Origin of the sequence: Metapseudomonas cellulosilytica, from assembly GCF_049334135.1 — a bacterium.
In the GTDB taxonomy this organism is placed as follows: domain Bacteria; phylum Pseudomonadota; class Gammaproteobacteria; order Pseudomonadales; family Pseudomonadaceae; genus Metapseudomonas.
The window spans coordinates 49,355-67,460 of the sequence record NZ_JBHZGN010000006.1; the positions used below are offsets into that span (position 1 = coordinate 49,355).

At 65.9% G+C, this 18,106-nt stretch carries 18 protein-coding genes; all 18 read left to right on the forward strand.

The annotated features are described in order from the left end of the window. Window positions 1-33 precede the first annotated feature (33 nt). The 18 genes from ACFW0H_RS09375 (at window position 34) to ACFW0H_RS09460 (ending at window position 17,983) form a co-directional block, all read left to right on the forward strand. Complete coding sequence (locus tag ACFW0H_RS09375) at window positions 34-402, forward strand: flagellar protein FlaG (RefSeq protein WP_422913627.1); 369 nt, start codon at window positions 34-36, stop codon at window positions 400-402. A 74-nt stretch (window positions 403-476) separates the two neighbouring features. Then, window positions 477-1,904 carry a flagellar filament capping protein FliD gene (fliD, locus tag ACFW0H_RS09380; RefSeq protein ID WP_422913628.1) on the forward strand — a complete coding sequence of 476 codons (1,428 nt, stop codon included), beginning with the start codon at window positions 477-479 and terminating at the stop codon, window positions 1,902-1,904. 5 nt (window positions 1,905-1,909) lie between these two features. Next, window positions 1,910-2,296 carry a flagellar export chaperone FliS gene (gene fliS, locus ACFW0H_RS09385; RefSeq protein ID WP_422913629.1) on the forward strand — a complete coding sequence of 129 codons (387 nt, stop codon included), beginning with the start codon at window positions 1,910-1,912 and terminating at the stop codon, window positions 2,294-2,296. A 121-nt stretch (window positions 2,297-2,417) separates the two neighbouring features. After that, a complete protein-coding gene (fliS, locus tag ACFW0H_RS09390; RefSeq protein WP_422913630.1) occupies window positions 2,418-2,798 on the forward strand; it encodes a flagellar export chaperone FliS in 381 nt (126 codons plus the stop codon). A 22-nt stretch (window positions 2,799-2,820) separates the two neighbouring features. Then, window positions 2,821-3,117: a flagellar protein FliT gene (locus ACFW0H_RS09395; protein ID WP_422913631.1), complete on the forward strand. Its 297-nt coding sequence runs from the start codon at window positions 2,821-2,823 to the stop codon at window positions 3,115-3,117. Window positions 3,118-3,337: 220 nt separating this feature from the next. Further along, complete coding sequence (locus ACFW0H_RS09400; protein ID WP_422913632.1) at window positions 3,338-4,810, forward strand: sigma-54 dependent transcriptional regulator; 1,473 nt, start codon at window positions 3,338-3,340, stop codon at window positions 4,808-4,810. 110 nt (window positions 4,811-4,920) lie between these two features. Then, complete coding sequence (locus tag ACFW0H_RS09405; RefSeq protein WP_422913633.1) at window positions 4,921-6,126, forward strand: sensor histidine kinase; 1,206 nt, start codon at window positions 4,921-4,923, stop codon at window positions 6,124-6,126. A gap of 6 nt (window positions 6,127-6,132) precedes the next feature. After that, window positions 6,133-7,530 (forward strand): sigma-54-dependent response regulator transcription factor FleR, encoded by a 1,398-nt coding sequence (gene fleR, locus ACFW0H_RS09410; protein WP_422913634.1) that lies wholly within the window; start codon window positions 6,133-6,135, stop codon window positions 7,528-7,530. Between the two features lie 194 nt (window positions 7,531-7,724). After that, window positions 7,725-8,054, forward strand: coding sequence for a flagellar hook-basal body complex protein FliE (gene fliE / locus ACFW0H_RS09415; protein WP_422913635.1), 330 nt, complete (start codon window positions 7,725-7,727; stop codon window positions 8,052-8,054). 14 nt (window positions 8,055-8,068) lie between these two features. Further along, window positions 8,069-9,859 (forward strand): flagellar basal-body MS-ring/collar protein FliF, encoded by a 1,791-nt coding sequence (gene fliF, locus ACFW0H_RS09420; protein ID WP_422913636.1) that lies wholly within the window; start codon window positions 8,069-8,071, stop codon window positions 9,857-9,859. Next, a complete protein-coding gene (fliG, locus tag ACFW0H_RS09425) occupies window positions 9,852-10,868 on the forward strand; it encodes a flagellar motor switch protein FliG (RefSeq protein ID WP_422913637.1) in 1,017 nt (338 codons plus the stop codon). The genes fliF and fliG overlap by 8 nt, the downstream gene beginning before the upstream one ends. A gap of 10 nt (window positions 10,869-10,878) precedes the next feature. Continuing rightward, window positions 10,879-11,676, forward strand: a complete 798-nt coding sequence (gene fliH / locus ACFW0H_RS09430; RefSeq protein WP_422913638.1) for a flagellar assembly protein FliH — start codon at window positions 10,879-10,881, stop codon at window positions 11,674-11,676. Next, on the forward strand, window positions 11,666-13,018 hold the full coding sequence (gene fliI, locus ACFW0H_RS09435) for a flagellar protein export ATPase FliI (protein WP_422913639.1): 1,353 nt from the start codon (window positions 11,666-11,668) through the stop codon (window positions 13,016-13,018). The genes fliH and fliI overlap by 11 nt, the downstream gene beginning before the upstream one ends. Window positions 13,019-13,024: 6 nt before the next feature. After that, window positions 13,025-13,474 carry a flagellar export protein FliJ gene (gene fliJ / locus ACFW0H_RS09440; protein WP_422913640.1) on the forward strand — a complete coding sequence of 150 codons (450 nt, stop codon included), beginning with the start codon at window positions 13,025-13,027 and terminating at the stop codon, window positions 13,472-13,474. Between the two features lie 726 nt (window positions 13,475-14,200). Further along, entirely contained in the window at window positions 14,201-14,506 is a 306-nt protein-coding gene (locus tag ACFW0H_RS09445) for an STAS domain-containing protein (protein WP_422913641.1), read from the forward strand. Between the two features lie 11 nt (window positions 14,507-14,517). Then, a complete protein-coding gene (locus tag ACFW0H_RS09450; RefSeq protein ID WP_422913642.1) occupies window positions 14,518-16,212 on the forward strand; it encodes an ATP-binding SpoIIE family protein phosphatase in 1,695 nt (564 codons plus the stop codon). A 32-nt stretch (window positions 16,213-16,244) separates the two neighbouring features. Next, the gene (locus ACFW0H_RS09455) at window positions 16,245-16,598 is read left to right on the forward strand and encodes an Hpt domain-containing protein (protein WP_422913643.1); all 354 of its coding nucleotides are present in this window, start codon (window positions 16,245-16,247) and stop codon (window positions 16,596-16,598) included. An 83-nt stretch (window positions 16,599-16,681) separates the two neighbouring features. Then, window positions 16,682-17,983 (forward strand): flagellar hook-length control protein FliK, encoded by a 1,302-nt coding sequence (locus tag ACFW0H_RS09460; RefSeq protein WP_422913644.1) that lies wholly within the window; start codon window positions 16,682-16,684, stop codon window positions 17,981-17,983. Window positions 17,984-18,106: the final 123 nt, after the last annotated feature.

Here is an 18,106-nt window from a genome sequence, read left to right on the forward strand (position 1 = left end):
ACTTCTCCCCGTCTTGCCATGTGAGGTGAGGAGATGGACGTTACGAAAATCCAGACCCAGCCGCAGGGGCTCGCCGTGCCCCGCCAGCCTCAGGCGGGCGAGATGCAGCGTCTGGCGGGCAACGAACCGGCGGCCGGCCAGGCTGGACAACAAGCGGTCGTGGGTTTGGCCAAGGGCGAGGAAAAACCCGTCGAGGCTGCGCTATCCAACATCCAGGACTTCGTCCAGCACATCCAGCGCAACCTGAGCTTTGCCCTGGACGAATCCAGCGGGCGGGTGGTGGTCAAGGTCACCGACACCCAGTCCGGCGAACTGATCCGGCAGATTCCTTCGGAAGACGTCTTGAAGCTGGCGGAAAGTCTTTCCGAAGCCCGCAGCCTGCTGTTCCAGGCCGAGGCCTGAATCAGGCTTGGCACGGGATTTGTAGAAAAGCGGCACCGGGTACTGCGGTGCCAGAAGCTTGACGAGGTGAAGAAATGGCAGGGATTACGGGACTGGGGTCGGGCGTCAAAATCGACAGCATCGTGTCGGCATTGGTCAACGCCGAGCGCGCGCCGAAGGATGCGCAGCTGGCGCGGGTGGAGAAGGCCACCACCACCAAGTTCACCGCGCTGGGGCAGCTCAAGGGGGCCCTGAGCGAATTCCAGACTGCCCTCAAGGACCTGAACAAGTCGTCCCTGTTCGAGAATCGTTCGGCGACCTCGTCCGATACCACGCTGTTGACGGCTACCGCCACCAAGGCGGCATTGGCCGGCACCTACAGCATCAAGGTCAACCAGTTGGCCACCGGCAGCAAGGTGGGCACGGCGGCCCTGGCCAGTGACTACAAGGTGCCCACCAATGCCGATGCCGATGGCATCGCCGGCAAGCTGACGGTCAAGGTCGGGGCCAGCGATACCGGCACCGAAGTCGAGATCGCCGAAGGCGCCACCCTCACCGAGGTGCGCGATGCGATCAACACCCAGCTCAAGGACAAGGGCGTGACCGCCAACCTGCTGAGCAACCCCAGCGATGGCACCACCCGCCTGGTGCTCAGCTCCAGCAAGAGCGGCGCCGGCAACGATGTGCAGATCACCAGCAGCGACCCGGACCTGGCCGCGCTGACCATCGGCGGCGGAACCCTGACGAGCTCCGATCCCGCCAGCAGCGGCATTATCGAAACCGCGCGCAATGCCAAGTTCAGCATCGACGGCCTGGAGCTGGAAAGCGCCAGCAACAGCGTGACCGGCGCCATTCCCGAGGTCACCCTGGAGCTCAAGGCGGTCAGCACCGACAAGAACCCTTCCTCCACCCTGACCATCGACCAGGACAAGAGCGGGGTGAAGGCCAATATCAAGAAGTTCGTCGATGCCTACAACAAGGTGGTCACTACCTCCAACCAGCTGACTTCGGTGGTTTCCGCCGGCGAAGGCAAGGCTCCGGTCACCGGCGGCCTGGTGGGTGATGCCACGGTGCGTACCCTGCTCGGCGGGATTCGCAACACCCTGGTGGAGCCGGCGGATCAGGAGGGAATCAGCGTCCTCGCCGACCTGGGTATCGCTACCCAGAGGGACGGCACTCTGAAGATCGACGACACCAAGCTGGACAAGGCCCTGAAGGACAACTTCGAGCAGGTGGCCGGCTTCTTCACCGGCGACAAGGGGCTGATGAGCCGCCTGGACAAGCAGGTGGACGGCTACGTGCAGACCGGTGGCATTCTCCAGCAGCGCATGGATGGCCTGCAGAACACCCTCAAGTCGGTGGACAAGCAGAAGGAAGCGCAAACGCTGCGGATCACCCAGCTGCAGGAGCGCCTCTACAAGCAGTTCAACGCCATGGACTCCCTGGTGGGCCAGCTCACCCAGACCAGCGACCGCCTGTCCCAAGCCCTGGCCAGCCTGCCGGGCGTCGTCAGCAAGGATTGATCGCCATGCCGAATCCCATCGAAACCTACAAGCAAGTCGTCGCCAGTCCCGAGGTCTCGCCTTACCAGGCGGTAAAGCTGCTGCTGCAAGGCGCGCTGGAGCGTATCTCCCTGGCCCGCTTCGCCATGCAGCAGGGCAATGCTGAAGTACGCGGCAATGCCGTCGGTTCCACACTGGATATCCTCGGTGCCCTGCAGGCGGGACTGGACCCGGAGCTGGGCGGCGAGATCGCCGCCAATCTCGATGCCCTCTACGACTACATGACCCGCCGCCTCGCGGGTGTGGCGCTGGACTCCACTCCACGCCGATTGGATGAGGTGGAGGCCCTGCTGTTGCAGATCAAGGAAGCCTGGGATGGCATAGGTCCCGAGGTGGAGGCGGGCGCCCGATGATGGCCTGCCGCGCGATCAGCCTCTTGTGCGAAAAAACGAAGAACTGCTGAAATCCGGCTAAAGCTTGCCGTTGGTCGGCCGATACCTGGGGTATCAGCCAGACAGCGTAGCCGGAGCCACCATGTACGCAGCCACAGCCCTCAAGCAGTACCAGTCGGTCAATGTCCAGGCCCAGGTCTTCGATACCACGCCGCACCGCCTGATCCAGATGCTGATGGAAGGTGGCCTCGGTCGGCTGGCCCAGGCCCGCGGCGCCATGGAGCGCGGCCAGGTCGCCCTCAAGGGCGAATTGCTGGGCAAGGCCATCGCCATCATCGGCGGCCTGCGCGATGGCCTCGATCGGCAGAAGGGCGGCGAGATCGCCGCGAACCTGGATGGCCTGTACGAGTACATGGAAGGTCGCCTGCTGCAGGCCAACCTGAAGAACGATGCCGCTCTGGTCGACGAAGTGGCCGGATTGCTGCGTGAAATCAAGTCCGCCTGGGATGCCATCGCACCCTGAGCGGCAGCATAGGACTGACCCCATGAGTTCATCCGTTCAGCGTCTCGAAAGCACCGGCAGTGCCCTGCGCGCCGCCCTGGCCAACCAGGATTGGGCGGCCATCGGCGAGCTCGACCAGCAGTGCCGGCAGGCCGTCGATGACGCCATGGTCGACGCGGTGTCCGATACCGAAGTCCTGCGGGCGCGCATGGAAGAGTTGCTGGCCCTGTACCGCGAGCTGGTCACCCTGTGTCAGGCCGAGCAGCAGCGCCTGGCCGGCGAGCTGATCCAGCTCAACCAGGCCAAGCAGGGTGCCAAGGTCTACCAATTGTTCGGCTGATAGCTGTGCGATGTTCTTCTGCCATTAATTCGACACTGTATTGACAACTGCTTAGCCGTTCCGTCGGCTGGATCAAAAAAAGCACGCCATAAATTTGACTCGGCAGGGGTTTTTCACTTTACTAGTGGCCAATTGCCGGTCGATCCCGCACCCGGGAAGCACCGTCTCCCCATGCGCCGTGGCATACGGCGTCCAGCCCAAAAAAAGCAAGAACCCGACAATGTGGCGTGAAACCAAAATACTGCTGATCGATGACAATGGTGATCGCCGCCGCGACTTCGCGGTGATCCTGAATTTCCTCGGTGAAGAGTACCTGGCCTGCGCCAGCAACGATTGGCGGGACATGACGGGTTCCCTGTCCTCCAGTCGCGATGTCCTCTGCGTGATGCTGGGCGAAGTGAGCGCCAAGGGTGGCGTACTCGAACTGATCAAGCAGGTGCTGGCCTGGGACGAATTCCTCCCGGTGCTGCTGCTCGGCGACCAGGTCCAGGCGGACTGGCCGGAAGATCTGCGCCGCCGCCTGCTGGTCAGCCTGGAGATGCCGCCGAGCTACAACAAGCTGCTCGATTCCCTGCATCGCGCCCAGGTCTACCGCGAAATGTACGACCAGGCCCGCGAGCGCGGCCGCCAGCGTGAGCCGAACCTGTTCCGCAGCCTGGTGGGCACCAGCCGTGCCATCCAGCAGGTGCGGCAGATGATGCAGCAGGTGGCCGATACCGACGCCAGCGTGCTGATCCTCGGCGAGTCCGGCACCGGCAAGGAAGTGGTGGCACGCAACCTCCACTACCATTCCAAGCGTCGCGAAGCGCCCTTCGTGCCGGTCAACTGCGGCGCCATCCCGGCGGAGCTGCTGGAAAGCGAGCTGTTCGGCCATGAGAAGGGCGCCTTCACCGGCGCCATCACCAGCCGGGCAGGGCGCTTCGAGCTGGCCAACGGCGGCACCCTGTTCCTCGACGAGATCGGCGACATGCCGCTGCCGATGCAGGTCAAGCTGCTGCGGGTGCTGCAGGAACGCACCTTCGAGCGGGTCGGCAGCAACAAGACGCAGAACGTGGACGTGCGCATCATCGCCGCCACCCACAAGAACCTCGAACAGATGATCGAGGCCGGCAGCTTCCGCGAAGACCTCTACTACCGCCTCAATGTCTTCCCCATCGAGATGGCGCCGCTGCGCGAGCGGGTGGAAGACATCCCGCTGCTGATCAACGAACTCATCGCACGCATGGAGCACGAGAAGCGCGGCTCCATCCGCTTCAACTCCGCCGCCATCATGTCCCTGTGCAACCACGACTGGCCGGGCAACGTCCGCGAGCTGGCCAACCTGGTGGAGCGCATGGCGATCATGCATCCCTACGGTGTCATCGGCGTCAGCGAGCTGCCGAAGAAATTCCGCCACGTCGACGACGAGGACGAGCAGCTCAAGGCCAGCCTGCGCGAGGAGATCGAAGAGCGTTCGGCCATCGGCGCCGGCCTGCCGGGCGTCAGCGCCCCGGCGCTGCTGCCGCCGGAAGGGCTGGATCTCAAGGACTACCTCGGCAACCTGGAGCAGGGCCTGATCCAGCAGGCGCTGGACGATGCCTCCGGCGTGGTGGCCCGCGCTGCCGAGCGCCTGCGCATCCGGCGTACCACCCTGGTGGAGAAGATGCGCAAGTACGGCATGAGCCGACGCGACGAGGAATTGGCGGAAGAATAATTCCGCTTTTTCCAAGTGCTTGTTTTATAAGGAAATATTTTTAGGCACGGGTATTGCTTTGTCTCGCTCGACCGACCGTCTGCTGACGGTCGATGGAGCGAGAGAGAAGCATGAACGCAGCCGTCATCCCCGCGCAGAATCCGCAAGCGTCCCCGGCCGAACAGGCAAGCCGAGCAGGCCTTGAACAGGCCTTCGCGCTGTTCAATCAGATGTCGGCCCAGCTCAGCGAGTCCTACAGCATGCTGGAGGCGCGGGTCACCGAGCTGAAGGGGCAGTTGGCCCTGGTCAGCGCCCAGCGCATGCAGGAACTGGCGGAGAAAGAGCGCCTGGCCAACCGCCTGCAGAGCCTGCTGGACCTGTTGCCCGGCGGGGTCATCGTCATCGATGGCCAGGGCGTGGTGCGCGAGGCCAATCCTGTGGCCCGCAATCTGCTCGGCCAGCCCCTGGCGGGCATGCTCTGGCGTGAAGTGATCGCCCGCAGCTTCGCTCCCCGTGAAGACGATGGCCATGAAATCTCCCTCAAGGATGGCCGCCGCCTTTCCATCGCCACCCGTTCCCTGAATGCCGAACCCGGCCAACTGGTGCTGCTCACCGACCTGACGGAAACCCGTCGCCTGCAGGACCAGTTGGCCCGTCACGAACGCCTTTCCGCCCTGGGCCGCATGGTCGCGTCCCTGGCCCACCAGATCCGCACACCGCTGTCCGCCGCCTTGCTCTACGCCGGCCACCTCAATCAGCAGGTGCTGCCGGTGGAGCAGCAGCAGCGTTTCGCCGGGCGCCTCAAGGAGCGCCTGCACGAACTGGAGCACCAGGTTCGCGACATGCTGGTGTTCGCCCGTGGCGAGCTGCCGCTGCCGGATCGCCTGGCGCCGGCGACCCTGTTCGCCGCCTTGCGCGCGTCCGCCGAATCCCATGTGGAAGGCCGGCAGGTGCGCTGGCAGTGCGACCTCGCCGAGGGGGAGCTGCTGTGCAACCGCGACACCCTGGTGGGCGCCATGCTCAACCTCATCGAGAACGCCAACCAGGCCGCCGGCCGCGCGCTGCGGCTGAAGGTGCACCTGTATCGCCGTGGCGGCGACCTGCACCTGGCCATCAGTGACAACGGCCCGGGCATCGACGCCGCCACCCTGGCGCGCCTGGGCGAACCCTTCTTCACCACCAAGACCACCGGCACCGGCCTCGGGCTGGCGGTGGTCAAGGCGGTGGCGCGCGCCCACCAGGGCGAGCTGTGGCTGCGTTCGCGGCCCGGCCGTGGGACCTGCGCCACCCTGGTTCTGCCGCTGATTCCCGCGGCGCATTCGGTTACTCAGGAGTAAAGGACGATGACTGCCAAAATTCTGCTGGTCGAGGATGATCGCGCCCTGCGTGAAGCCCTGGCGGACACCCTGCTGATCGGCGGCTACGACTTCCGCGCGGTGGACTGCGCCGAAGCCGCCCTGGTGGCCCTGGGTGAAGAGTCCTTCGGCCTGATGGTCAGTGACGTCAACATGCCCGGCATGGACGGACACCAGCTGCTGGCCATCGTCCGCCAGCGCCATCCGCAGCTGCCGGTACTGTTGATGACTGCCTATGGCGCCGTGGAGCGCGCGGTGGAGGCCATGCGCCAGGGCGCCGCCGATTACCTGGTGAAACCCTTCGAGCCCAATACCCTGCTCGATCTGGTGGCGCGCCATGCCTTGGGCCGCGTAGCCCCGGCCGCCAGCGATGGGCCGGTGGCCCTGGAGCCGGCCAGCCGCCAACTGCTGGAACTGGCCGCGCGGGTGGCGCGCAGCGATTCCACCGTGCTTATTTCCGGCGAGTCCGGTACCGGCAAGGAGGTGCTGGCGCAGTACATCCACCAGCAGTCGAACCGCGCTGCCGGGCCCTTCATCGCCATCAACTGCGCCGCCATCCCGGACAACATGCTCGAGGCGACCCTGTTCGGGCATGAGAAGGGCGCCTTCACCGGCGCCATCGCCAGCGCGCCGGGCAAGTTCGAGCTGGCCGACGGCGGTACCATCCTGCTCGACGAGATTTCCGAAATGCCCCTGGGCCTGCAGGCCAAGCTGCTGCGTGTGCTGCAGGAACGTGAAGTGGAGCGGGTGGGCGCGCGGCGGCCGATCAGCCTGGATATCCGCGTGCTCGCCACCACCAACCGCGACCTGGCCGGCGAAGTGGCGGCGGGGCGTTTCCGCGAGGACCTTTACTATCGTCTCTCGGTCTTTCCGCTGGCCTGGCGGCCGTTGCGGGAGCGTCCGGCGGACATCCTGCCCCTGGCCGAGCGCCTGCTGGGCAAGCACGTCAAAAAAATGAACCACGCCCCCGTGCGCTTCTCCGCCGAGGCCCAGGCGACCCTCGTGGCCCACGCCTGGCCGGGCAACGTGCGCGAACTGGACAACGCCGTGCAACGCGCGCTGATCCTGCAGCAGGGTGGGGTGATCCAGCCCCATGACCTCTGCCTGACCGCGCCCATCGGCATGGCCCTGGCGCCCGCCGTTCCAGCGGCTGCGCCGGTAATGCCGCTGCCGATGGCCCCTGCGCCGGCCGAGGCGCCCAGCGCCTTGGGCGACGACCTGCGCCGCCACGAGTTCCAGATGATCATCGACACCCTGCGTTCCGAGCGCGGCCGTCGCAAGGAAGCCGCGGAACGCTTGGGGATAAGTCCGCGAACCCTGCGCTACAAGCTGGCGCAGATGCGCGACGCCGGGATGGACGTCGAGGCGTACCTCTACGCCAGCTGACGCTGGCAGCCGCAAGCCGCAAGCCGCAAGCTACAAGAGTCGCCGGGCCCACCTTGGTGGTCGGCCTGGCGCTTTTGCTTCTACTTGCAGCTTGTAGCTTGCAGCTTGCAGCTGCCCCACCTGGCACCCTTGTTGCACATACCCCCGCATCGGACCGCGCAGCGTCAAAAAATCGCGGCAGTTGGAGGAATGTGATGAGCCAGGGTGTCGAGTTCAATCGCCTGATGTTGGAAATGCGTGCCATGCAGATGGATGCCATGGCCCGCAAGCCTGCTCCCGCGGCTACCCCGGAGGCCGGCGCGCCGAGCTTCTCGGAGATGCTCGGGCAGGCGGTCAACAAGGTCGCCGACACCCAGCAGGCCGCCAGCGAAATGGCCAGCGCCTTCGAGGTGGGTCAGAAGGGCGTGGACCTCACCGATGTGATGATCGCGTCGCAGAAGGCCAGCGTCTCCTTCGAGGCCATGACCCAGGTGCGCAACAAGCTGGTCCAGGCGTACCAGGACATCATGCAGATGCCGGTTTGAGGACGGATTGATAAATGGCTGAAGCTGCTGTCGCAAAGGTCCCCGCCAAGGCAGGCGCATCGGGCGAGGCGGACGGGAAGAAACCGCTGCTCGGCCTGTCCTTCCTGGATAACCTCTCGCAGATGACGGTGCTGCGTCAGGTCGGTCTGCTGGTCGGCCTGGCCGCCAGCGTCGCCATCGGCTTTGCCGTGGTGCTCTGGTCCCAGCAGCCGGATTACCGCCCCCTGTACGGTAGCCTGTCGGGGATGGACGCCAACCAGGTGGTGGAAGCCCTGGGCGCCGCCGATATCCCCTACAAGATCGAACCCAACTCCGGCGCCCTGCTGGTGAAATCCGAGGACCTTGCCCGTGCGCGCATGAAAGTCGCCGCCGCGGGCGTGGCCCCCACCGACAACACCGTCGGCTTCGAGATCCTCGACAAGGAGCAGGGCCTGGGCACCAGCCAGTTCATGGAAGCCACGCGCTATCGTCGCGGCCTTGAAGGCGAACTGGCACGTACCATTTCCAGCCTGAACAACGTCAAGGGCGCCCGCGTGCACCTGGCCATCCCGAAAAGCTCGGTGTTCGTGCGCGACGAGCGCAAGCCCACCGCCTCGGTACTGGTGGAGCTCTACCCGGGCCGCACCCTGGAGCCGAGCCAGGTCATGGCCATCGTCAACCTGGTGGCCACCAGCGTGCCGGAACTGGAGAAGTCCCAGGTCACCGTGGTCGACCAGAAGGGCAACCTGCTGTCCGACCAGCAGGAACTCTCCGAGCTGACCATGGCTGGCAAGCAGTTCGACTACTCCCGGCGCATGGAAACCCTCTACACCCAGCGCGTGCACAGCATCCTGCAGCCGGTGCTGGGCAACGGGCGCTACAAGGCGGAAGTCTCGGCGGACGTGGACTTCAGTGCCGTCGAATCCACCTCGGAGATGTACAACCCGGACCAGCCGGCGCTGCGCAGCGAGCAGAGCATGGCCGAGGAACGCCAGAACAACAGCGGCCCCCAGGGCGTGCCCGGTGCGCTGTCGAACCAGCCGCCGGCGCCCGGCGCCGCGCCGCAGCAGGCCGCAGGTAACGCCCCCGCCGGTGTACAGCCGGGGCAGCCGCTGCTGGATGACAACGGCCAGCAGATCATCGACCCGGCCACCGGCAAGCCGATGCTGGCGCCGTACCCCACCGACAAGCGCGACCAGACCACCCGCAACTACGAGCTGGACCGCTCCATCAGCCACACCAAGCAGCAGCAGGGCCGCCTGCGCCGGCTTTCCGTCGCGGTGGTGCTGGACGACCAGGTCAAGGTGGACCCGCAGACCGGCGAGACCACCCGTGTGCCCTGGAGCGCCGACGAGGTCGCCCGTTTCACCCGCCTGGTGCAGGACGCGGTGGGCTTTGATGCCAGCCGTGGCGATAGCGTCAGCGTGATCAACACGCCCTTCATCGCCGACAACAGCGAAGACGTGATCGAGATTCCCTTCTACACCCAGCCCTGGTTCTGGGATGTGGTGAAGCAGGTGCTCGGCGTGCTGTTCATCCTGGTGCTGGTGTTCGGCGTGCTGCGCCCGGTGCTGAACAACATCACCGGTGCCGGCAAGGGCAAGGAACTGGTGGGCGGTCGCGAGGGCGACGCCGAGCTCGGCGAGATGGGGCTGTCCGGCGAACTGTCGGAGGACCGTGTCAGCCTGGGCGGCCCGCAAAGCATCCTGCTGCCCAGCCCGAGCGACGGGTATGATGCGCAGCTCAATGCCATCAAGAACCTGGTGGCCGAAGATCCTGGCCGTGTGGCCCTGGTAGTGAAGGAATGGATCAACGCCGATGAGTGAGAACCGCGCTCCCGCCAAACTGGCCAAGGTCGACAAGGCCGCCATCCTGCTGTTGTCCCTGGGCGAGACCGACGCCGCCCAGGTGCTCCGCCACATGGGGCCGAAGGAAGTGCAGCGGGTCGGCGTGGCCATGGCGCAGATGCGCAACGTCCATCGCGAGCAGGTGGAGCAGGTGATGAGCGAGTTCGTCGAGATCGTCGGCGACCAGACCAGCCTGGGCGTCGGTGCCGATGGCTACATCCGCAAGATGCTTACCCAGGCGCTCGGCGAGGACAAGGCCAACAACCTGATCGACCGCATCCTGCTGGGCGGCAGCACCAGTGGCCTGGACAGCCTCAAGTGGATGGAGCCGCGCGCCGTGGCCGACGTGATCCGCTACGAGCACCCGCAGATCCAGGCCATCGTGGTCGCCTACCTCGACCCGGACCAGGCCGCCGAGGTGCTCAGCCATTTCGACCACAAGGTGCGCCTGGACATCGTCCTGCGGGTGTCCTCGCTCAACACCGTGCAGCCGTCCGCGCTCAAGGAACTCAACCTGATCCTCGAGAAGCAGTTCGCCGGCAATGCCAGCACCACCCGCACCACCATGGGCGGTGTGAAGCGCGCGGCGGACATCATGAACTTCCTCGAGAGCTCGGTCGAAGGCCAGCTGATGGACTCCATCCGCGAGGTGGACGAGGACCTCTCGAACCAGATCGAAGACCTGATGTTCGTCTTCGACAACCTCGCCGACGTCGACGACCGCGGCATCCAGGCGCTGCTGCGGGAGGTCTCTTCCGACGTGCTGGTGCTGGCCCTCAAGGGGGCTGACGATGCCATCAAGGACAAGGTCTTCAAGAACATGTCCAAGCGCGCCGCCGAACTGCTGCGCGACGACCTGGAAGCCAAGGGCCCGGTGCGCGTCAGCGACGTGGAGTCGGCGCAGAAGGAAATCCTCACCATCGCCCGCCGCATGGCCGAAGCCGGGGAAATCGTCCTCGGCGGCAAGGGCGGCGAAGAAATGATCTGAGGCGGCGTCCATGTCCAGCAAGGAACCGGAAAGCGAACTGATTCGCGCCAGGGACGTCAGCGTCTTCGACCGCTGGTCGCTGCCCAGCTTCGACCCGGCAGTCCCGGAGCCCCCGGCGCCCGAGCCGGAGGAGATTCCGTTCGAGGCGGAGCCCGAAGCGGAGCCGCAGATCGAGGAAGTACCGGTCGAGGCCGTCAAGCCGCTGACGCTGGAAGAACTCGAGGCCATCCGCCAGGAGGCCTACAACGAAGGTTTCGCCACCGGCGAGCGCGATGGTTTCCATGCCGGCCAGCTGAAGGCCCGGCAGGAGGCCGACGTCGCCCTGGGCGCCCGCCTGGCGCAGCTGGAGACGCTGATGGGCCAGTTGCTGGAACCCATCGCCGAGCAGGACCGGCAGATCGAGGAGTCCCTGGTGCACTTGACCAGCCTGATCACCCACCAGGTGATCCAGCGCGAACTGCAACTGGACTCCAGCCAGATCCGCCATGTGCTTCGCGAAGCCCTCAAGCTACTGCCCATGGGCGCGAACAACCTGCGCATCCACGTCAACCCGCAGGACTTCGAGCAGGTCAAGGCGCTGCGCGAGCGCCACGAAGAAAGCTGGCGCATCCTCGAAGACGAATCCCTCCTGCCGGGCGGCTGCCGGGTCGAAACCGAGCACTCGCGCATCGATGCGAGCATCGAGACGCGCCTGAGCCAGGCCATGAAGCAGCTCTTCGAACAGCAGCGCGAACAGAAGGTCCATCCGCCGTCGGCCGATCGGGTGCTGGACCTGGACGCCCCGGACAGCCTCGACCATGCGTATTGAGCGGGCCAGCTTCGCCAGGCGCCTGGCGGGCTACATGGATGCCGTCGACCTGCCCGCGCAACCGGTGGTCGAAGGCCGCCTGCTGCGCATGGTGGGCCTCACCCTGGAGGCCGAGGGGCTGCGTGCTCCGGTGGGCAGCCGCTGCCTGGTGATCAACGACGACAGCTACCACCCTGTGCAGGTCGAGGCCGAGGTGATGGGCTTCTCCGGCAGCAAGATCTTCCTGATGCCGGTGGGCAGCCTTTCCGGCATCGCCCCCGGCGCCCGCGTGGTGCCGCTGCCGGATACCGGCCGCCTGCCCATGGGCATGTCCATGCTCGGCCGGGTGCTCGACGGCGCCGGCCGTGCGCTGGACGGCAAGGGCGGGATGCGTGCCGAAGACTGGGTGCCGATGGACGGCCCCAGCATCAACCCGCTCAAGCGTCACCCCATCGACGAACCCCTGGATGTCGGCATCCGCTCCATCAACGCGCTGCTCACCGTGGGCCGCGGCCAGCGCCTCGGCCTGTTCGCCGGCACCGGCGTGGGCAAGAGCGTGCTGCTGGGCATGATGACCCGCTTCACCGATGCCGACATCATCGTCGTCGGACTGATCGGCGAGCGGGGTCGCGAGGTGAAGGAATTCATCGAGCACATTCTCGGCGAAGAAGGCCTCAAGCGTTCGGTGGTGGTGGCCTCCCCGGCGGACGAGGCGCCGCTGATGCGCCTGCGTGCGGCCATGTACTGCACCCGCATCGCCGAATATTTCCGCGACAAGGGCAAGAACGTCCTGCTGCTGATGGATTCCCTGACCCGATTCGCCCAGGCCCAGCGCGAGATCGCCCTGGCCATCGGCGAGCCGCCGGCCACCAAGGGCTATCCGCCCTCGGTCTTCGCCAAGTTGCCGAAGCTGGTGGAACGCGCCGGCAACGCCGAGCAGGGCGGGGGCTCCATCACCGCCTTCTACACCGTGCTGTCCGAAGGCGACGACCAGCAGGACCCCATCGCCGACTCCGCGCGCGGCGTGCTCGACGGTCACTTCGTGCTGTCCCGCCGCCTGGCCGAGGAAGGGCACTACCCGGCCATCGACATCGAGGCGTCCATCAGCCGGGTGATGCCGCAGGTGGTGAGCCCCGAGCACATGAAGCGGGCGCAGCGCTTCAAGCAGCTCTGGTCGCGCTACCAGCAGAGCCGCGACCTGATCAGCGTCGGCGCCTATGTCGCCGGCGGCGATCCCGATACCGATATGGCCATTGCCCGCCAGCCGGCCATGGCGGCGTTCCTGCGCCAGGCCCTGGACGAGAGCGAGGGCCTGGCCCAGAGCGGCCAGCGCCTGGCCGCCAGCCTCGGCATCCAGGGCTGATAGCGCATGTCCCGCAGTCGCGCGGCGCGCCTGGCGCCGGTGGTGGAAATGGCCGAGCGCGACGAACGCGAAGCGGCACGCATGCTCGGCCGATGCCAGGGCCAGCTGACCCAGGCGGAGATGAAGCTCGGCGAACTGGAGCGCTACCGCGCCGATTACCAGCAACAGTGGCTCGAGGAGGGCCGGCGCGGTGTCTCCGGCCAGTGGCTGATGAACTACCAGCGCTTCCTGTCGCAGCTGGAATCGGCCATCGGCCAGCAGCTGCAGAGCGTCAACTGGCATCGCGACAACCTCGACAAGGCCCGCGCCGCCTGGCAGCAGCGCTACGCCCGCCTGGAGGGCCTGCGCAAGCTTGTGCAGCGCTACCTCGACGAAGCCCGCGCGGCGGAGGACAAGCGCGAACAGAAACTGCTGGACGAACTGGTGCAGCGCCTGCCAGCGAAAAGCGAAGAGTAAGGGAGAACCTGTAGGGGCGAATTCATTGGCTATGTCGGCGTTAGCTGTTGCAGAGCTGAATGGCACCCTCTAGCACGGGGCTTTCAGACATTCGCGCTAGCCCGACACATCCCTCTCCCCCGGCCCCTCTCCCTGAAGAGGAGAGGGGAGACTCGCGCCGGCAAGTCCAAGCAATCCTGAAGCCCAAACGGGCCTGGAACCGAGTAAAAGCGGTGGGGCGGAAACTCCGCCCCGTCAGGAGGCCGAGTGGAATTGTTGCGCAGGGGACGAGCGGCATGGATGCCGCGAGAGGCGTGTGGGGCCATGGATGGCCCCTCACGCCGGGCCCCGGAGTGACGATGGAGCGAGGGAACCCCGGCGAAGCCGGGGCCGGATGCAGGGGCAAGCCTTTTTGGTTTCTTTTTTGGCGTCTGAAAAAAGAGACTCGCCGGGAGGCGAAACAGGGACTCGCCGTTCGCTCGATAATCAGCTTGGCGCAGGACGTTCTAGCAACACTTAATGCAGGCATAGCCAATTCATTCGCCAAACAGGCCGCAGGCCTGCCAAAGGGCGGCAGCATCGTCGGGATTCGCTCAGCACCAGGCGGGCGCTCCGCTTCCATGCATTCTTCAGGGCGTCATCTCAGAACCATAAATTCTCCCGCGCCGCCGCTTTCCTGTTGCCCTGCCTTGAGGGGGGTGCTAAATCTTCATCACGCGCATTTCGCACATGAACAAGGAGCTATGCATGGCCATCACCTCGATGCCCTCCGACGATGGGCAGGAGCTGACCATCTATATCCAGGGACGATTCGATTTCGGGGCACACCAGGAATTCCGCGACGCCTACGAGCGCGTCAACTTCACGCCCAAGCGCTATGTCGTGGACCTCAAGGGCACCACTTACCTGGACAGCTCCGCCCTCGGCATGTTGCTCCTGCTGCGTGACCACGCCGGCGGCGAACGAGCGCAGATCCGCCTCGCCAATTGCAACCCCGACGTTCGCAAGATCCTCGCCATTTCCAACTTCGAACAACTGTTCCAGATCGCCTGAGGCCCGCTGCCATGCCGTCGCCGCTGACGATCCTGATTGCCGAGGACAACGCAGCGGACAGGCTGCTGCTGTCCACCATTGTCAGTCGCCAGGGTCACCGCGCGCTGACCGCCGCCAATGGCCGCGAGGCGGTCGCGCTGTTCCAGCAGGAACAGCCGCAGCTGGTGCTGATGGATGCCCTGATGCCGGTGATGGACGGCTTCGAGGCGGCCCGTCGGATCAAGCAACTGGCGGGCGAAGCCCTGGTGCCGATCATCTTCCTCACCTCGCTCACCGAGAACGAGGCCCTGGTGCGTTGCCTGGAAGCGGGGGGCGACGACTTTCTCGCCAAGCCCTACAACCGGGTCATCCTGGAAGCCAAGATCAAGGCCCTGGACCGCCTGCGCCGCCTGCAGGACACCGTGCTGCAGCAGCGCGACCTGATCGCCCGGCACAACGAGCACCTGCTCACCGAGCAGCGCGTGGCCAAGGCGGTATTCGACAAGGTGGCGCACTCCGGCTGCCTGAGCGCCCCGAACATCCGTTACCTGCAGTCGCCCTACGCCCTGTTCAACGGCGACCTGCTGCTGGCAGCCTACAAGCCTTCGGGTGGCATGCATGTGCTGCTGGGCGACTTCACCGGCCACGGCCTGCCGGCGGCCATCGGCGCCATGCCCCTGGCCGAGGTGTTCTACGGCATGACCGCCAAGGGTTATGCCATGGCCGACATCCTTCGGGAGATGAACGCCAAGCTGAAGCGCATCCTGCCCATCGGGGTGTTCTGCTGCGCCACCTTCCTGAACCTGAGCGTCCAGCGGCGCATGCTCGAGGTCTGGAACGGCGGCCTGCCCGACGGCTATCTGCGCCGCGCCGATAGTGGCGAGCTGGTGCGGCTGGTGTCGCGCCACCTGCCGCTGGGGGTGCTCGACCAGGGCAGTTTCAACCCTCATTTCGAGTCCTACCCGGTGGAGACCGGCGATCGCATCTTCCTGGTCTCCGATGGCGTGCTGGAGACCCGCAACGATAACGACGAGCTCTTCGGCGACCAGCGCCTGCGCGCCGTGTTCGATGCCAACACCGACCGCAATCGAATGTTCGACGAGATCCAGCTGGCCCTGAGCGCCTTCCGTGGCCACGCCCAGGACGACGTGAGCATGATCGAAGTGCGCATGCTGGACGAGGTCACCGAGCGCGCCAAGCTGGCGTTCACCGACAGCGGCCAGTCCAGCCCGCTGGACTGGTCGGCAACCTTCGAGTTCCGCGCGCAGACCTTGAAACGCTTCAATCCCTTGCCCTTCCTGCTCCAGCTGTTGCTCGAAGTCCAGGGCCTGCGCGACCAGGGCGGCGCACTCTACACGGTGCTCGCCGAGCTTTATTCCAACGCGCTGGAACACGGCGTGCTGGGGCTGGATTCTGCCCTCAAAGGCAACGCCGAGGGCTTCGCCCGTTACTACCGCGAGCGCAGCGAGCGACTGGACGGTCTGGAGGACGGCTATGTGCGCTTCCACTTCCAGCTCATTCCCGAAGGGCGGGGAGGGCGCCTGCTGCTCGATGTGGAAGACAGCGGCAAGGGCTTCGACCTCAAGGAGGCGCTGGTCAGCCGACCGAACGTGGAGAGCCTCTGCGGGCGGGGGTTGACCCTGGTCCGCCAGCTCACCGCGTGCTGCGAGCCGACCCGGGACGGCAAGGGGATACACGTCGAATTCCGCTGGCCGAATAAGGCATAATTTTCGGATGTTCAGTACAGGGAGTGACGGATTTGTCTGATATCCATCTCGACCATTCTGTGCTGTCTGCCCTGCGGGACGTCATGGAGGATGAGTTTCCGGTCTTGCTGGATACTTTCCTGGCGGACTCTGCGGAACGCCTGCGGCAGATCCAGCAGGCGCTGGCCTTGTCCGATAGCCAGGCCCTGCGCCTGGCCGCCCACAGCTTCAAGGGCAGTTGCAGCAACATGGGTGCGCCCGTGCTTTCCGGCCTGTGCAAGCATCTGGAAGATATTGCCCGGCGCGAGCAGCTCGCCGATGCGCCCACGCTGATCCGGCAGATCGAGGAGGAGTTCCTCGTCGTCCGGGACCTGATGCAGGAAGAGCGTCGCGGCCTGAATCACTGACCGCAGTTGCCTGTCAGCCGCGCGGATGTTGGCCCGTCCCTTGCTATCTCAGGGGCACGAACCAAACCGAGCGGAGAGTGCCCATGCCCGTTGCCCCCGATCTGCTTCTCCAGGCCAGGCCTGAAGTGAAGCCGAAAGCACCGGCCGCAAAAGCCCCGGAGAAACCGGTGGAAACCAGCAAGGACGAGGCTGCCAGCTTCGCCCGGATGTACGCGAAAGAACGCCAGGCCACTGCTGTCGAGCGCAGGGATGAGTCCGGCGCAGAGGACGGCGCGGCAGCGCCCGACCCGGCGGCGACCGATCCTGCCGCCTGCCAGCAGCCGACCGTTGCCGATAGCGGCAACTCCTTGCCGACGGAGGAGGACGATGCGCCCACGCTCCAGGCAGAGCCCGTACTGGACCCCCTGCTGTTGATGGCGATGGCCGGCGTATTGCCGGCCGACGCTGCGCCTGTCGATGCCCAATCGTCGGCCTGGTCGATGCCTTCTAGCGTTTCTCCCGCCGACGGCGCCAGCCCGGCGCAAACCGGCGAGGCAGGCCTCGATGCGGTTGCCGATATCCTGCCGGCATCTTCCACCGGCTCGGGTCCGGGTCCGGAGGAGGACCTGGCGCCGGGCAAGCTGACCCTCGCGCCGGGAACCCAGGCACAGCCTGTGCAGGCGCCGCATGCGACCCCGGCAATCCAGGGCGAGCCTGCCGCCGAACCCGACTTCGCCAGTGCCCTGGCGGCTTTCGCCGACAAGCCCCTGGACGCGGGCGAAGGCAAGCTGGATGTCGAGCTGCCGGAGGGCGAACTGTCTGCCGGGCTGGCGGACAGCCTGGGTGAGAGCAAGCCGGAGGCCCATAGCGAACTGCTTGCCAGCCGCCTCAATACCCTGAGCCAGGCCATCAACCAGCAGGTTGTCCAGGCCGCGCGCGCGCCGGCCCTGGTCCCTGGCCAGCCGGTTGCCCTGCAGCAGGGAGGCTGGAGCGAAGCGGTGGTGGACCGGGTGATGTGGCTGTCGAGCCAGAACCTCAAGTCCGCCGAGATCCAGCTCGATCCGCAGGAGCTGGGACGCCTGGAGGTACGTGTACAGCTGACCCAGGACCAGACCCAGGTGACCTTCGCCAGCCCCCATGCCAATGTCCGCGATGCCCTGGAAGGGCAGATGCACCGCTTGCGCGAACTGTTCGCCCAGCAGGGCATGAACCAGCTCGATGTGAACGTCTCCGACCAGTCCCTGAGCCGCGGCTGGCAAGGGCAGGGTGGTGATGGCGAGCGCCGGGGTTCTGGCGGGCGCGCTGGGTTCGGCGTTGGCAGCGATGAGGAGGTTTCGGTGAGTCTGAGCGAGGTTCGCCCTGCGAGCGCCGGTGGTGGACGGGGGCTGGTGGATTTCTACGCCTGACCCTGGCACGTCGATATCCCGAAGACCCCGTGACAGCCACCCCCGACACTGGTATATCCGCTGCCCTGGAACGCATGCCGTGGCCGCTGGTTGGCCGGCAAGCTGGCATAACACTTGCTCATC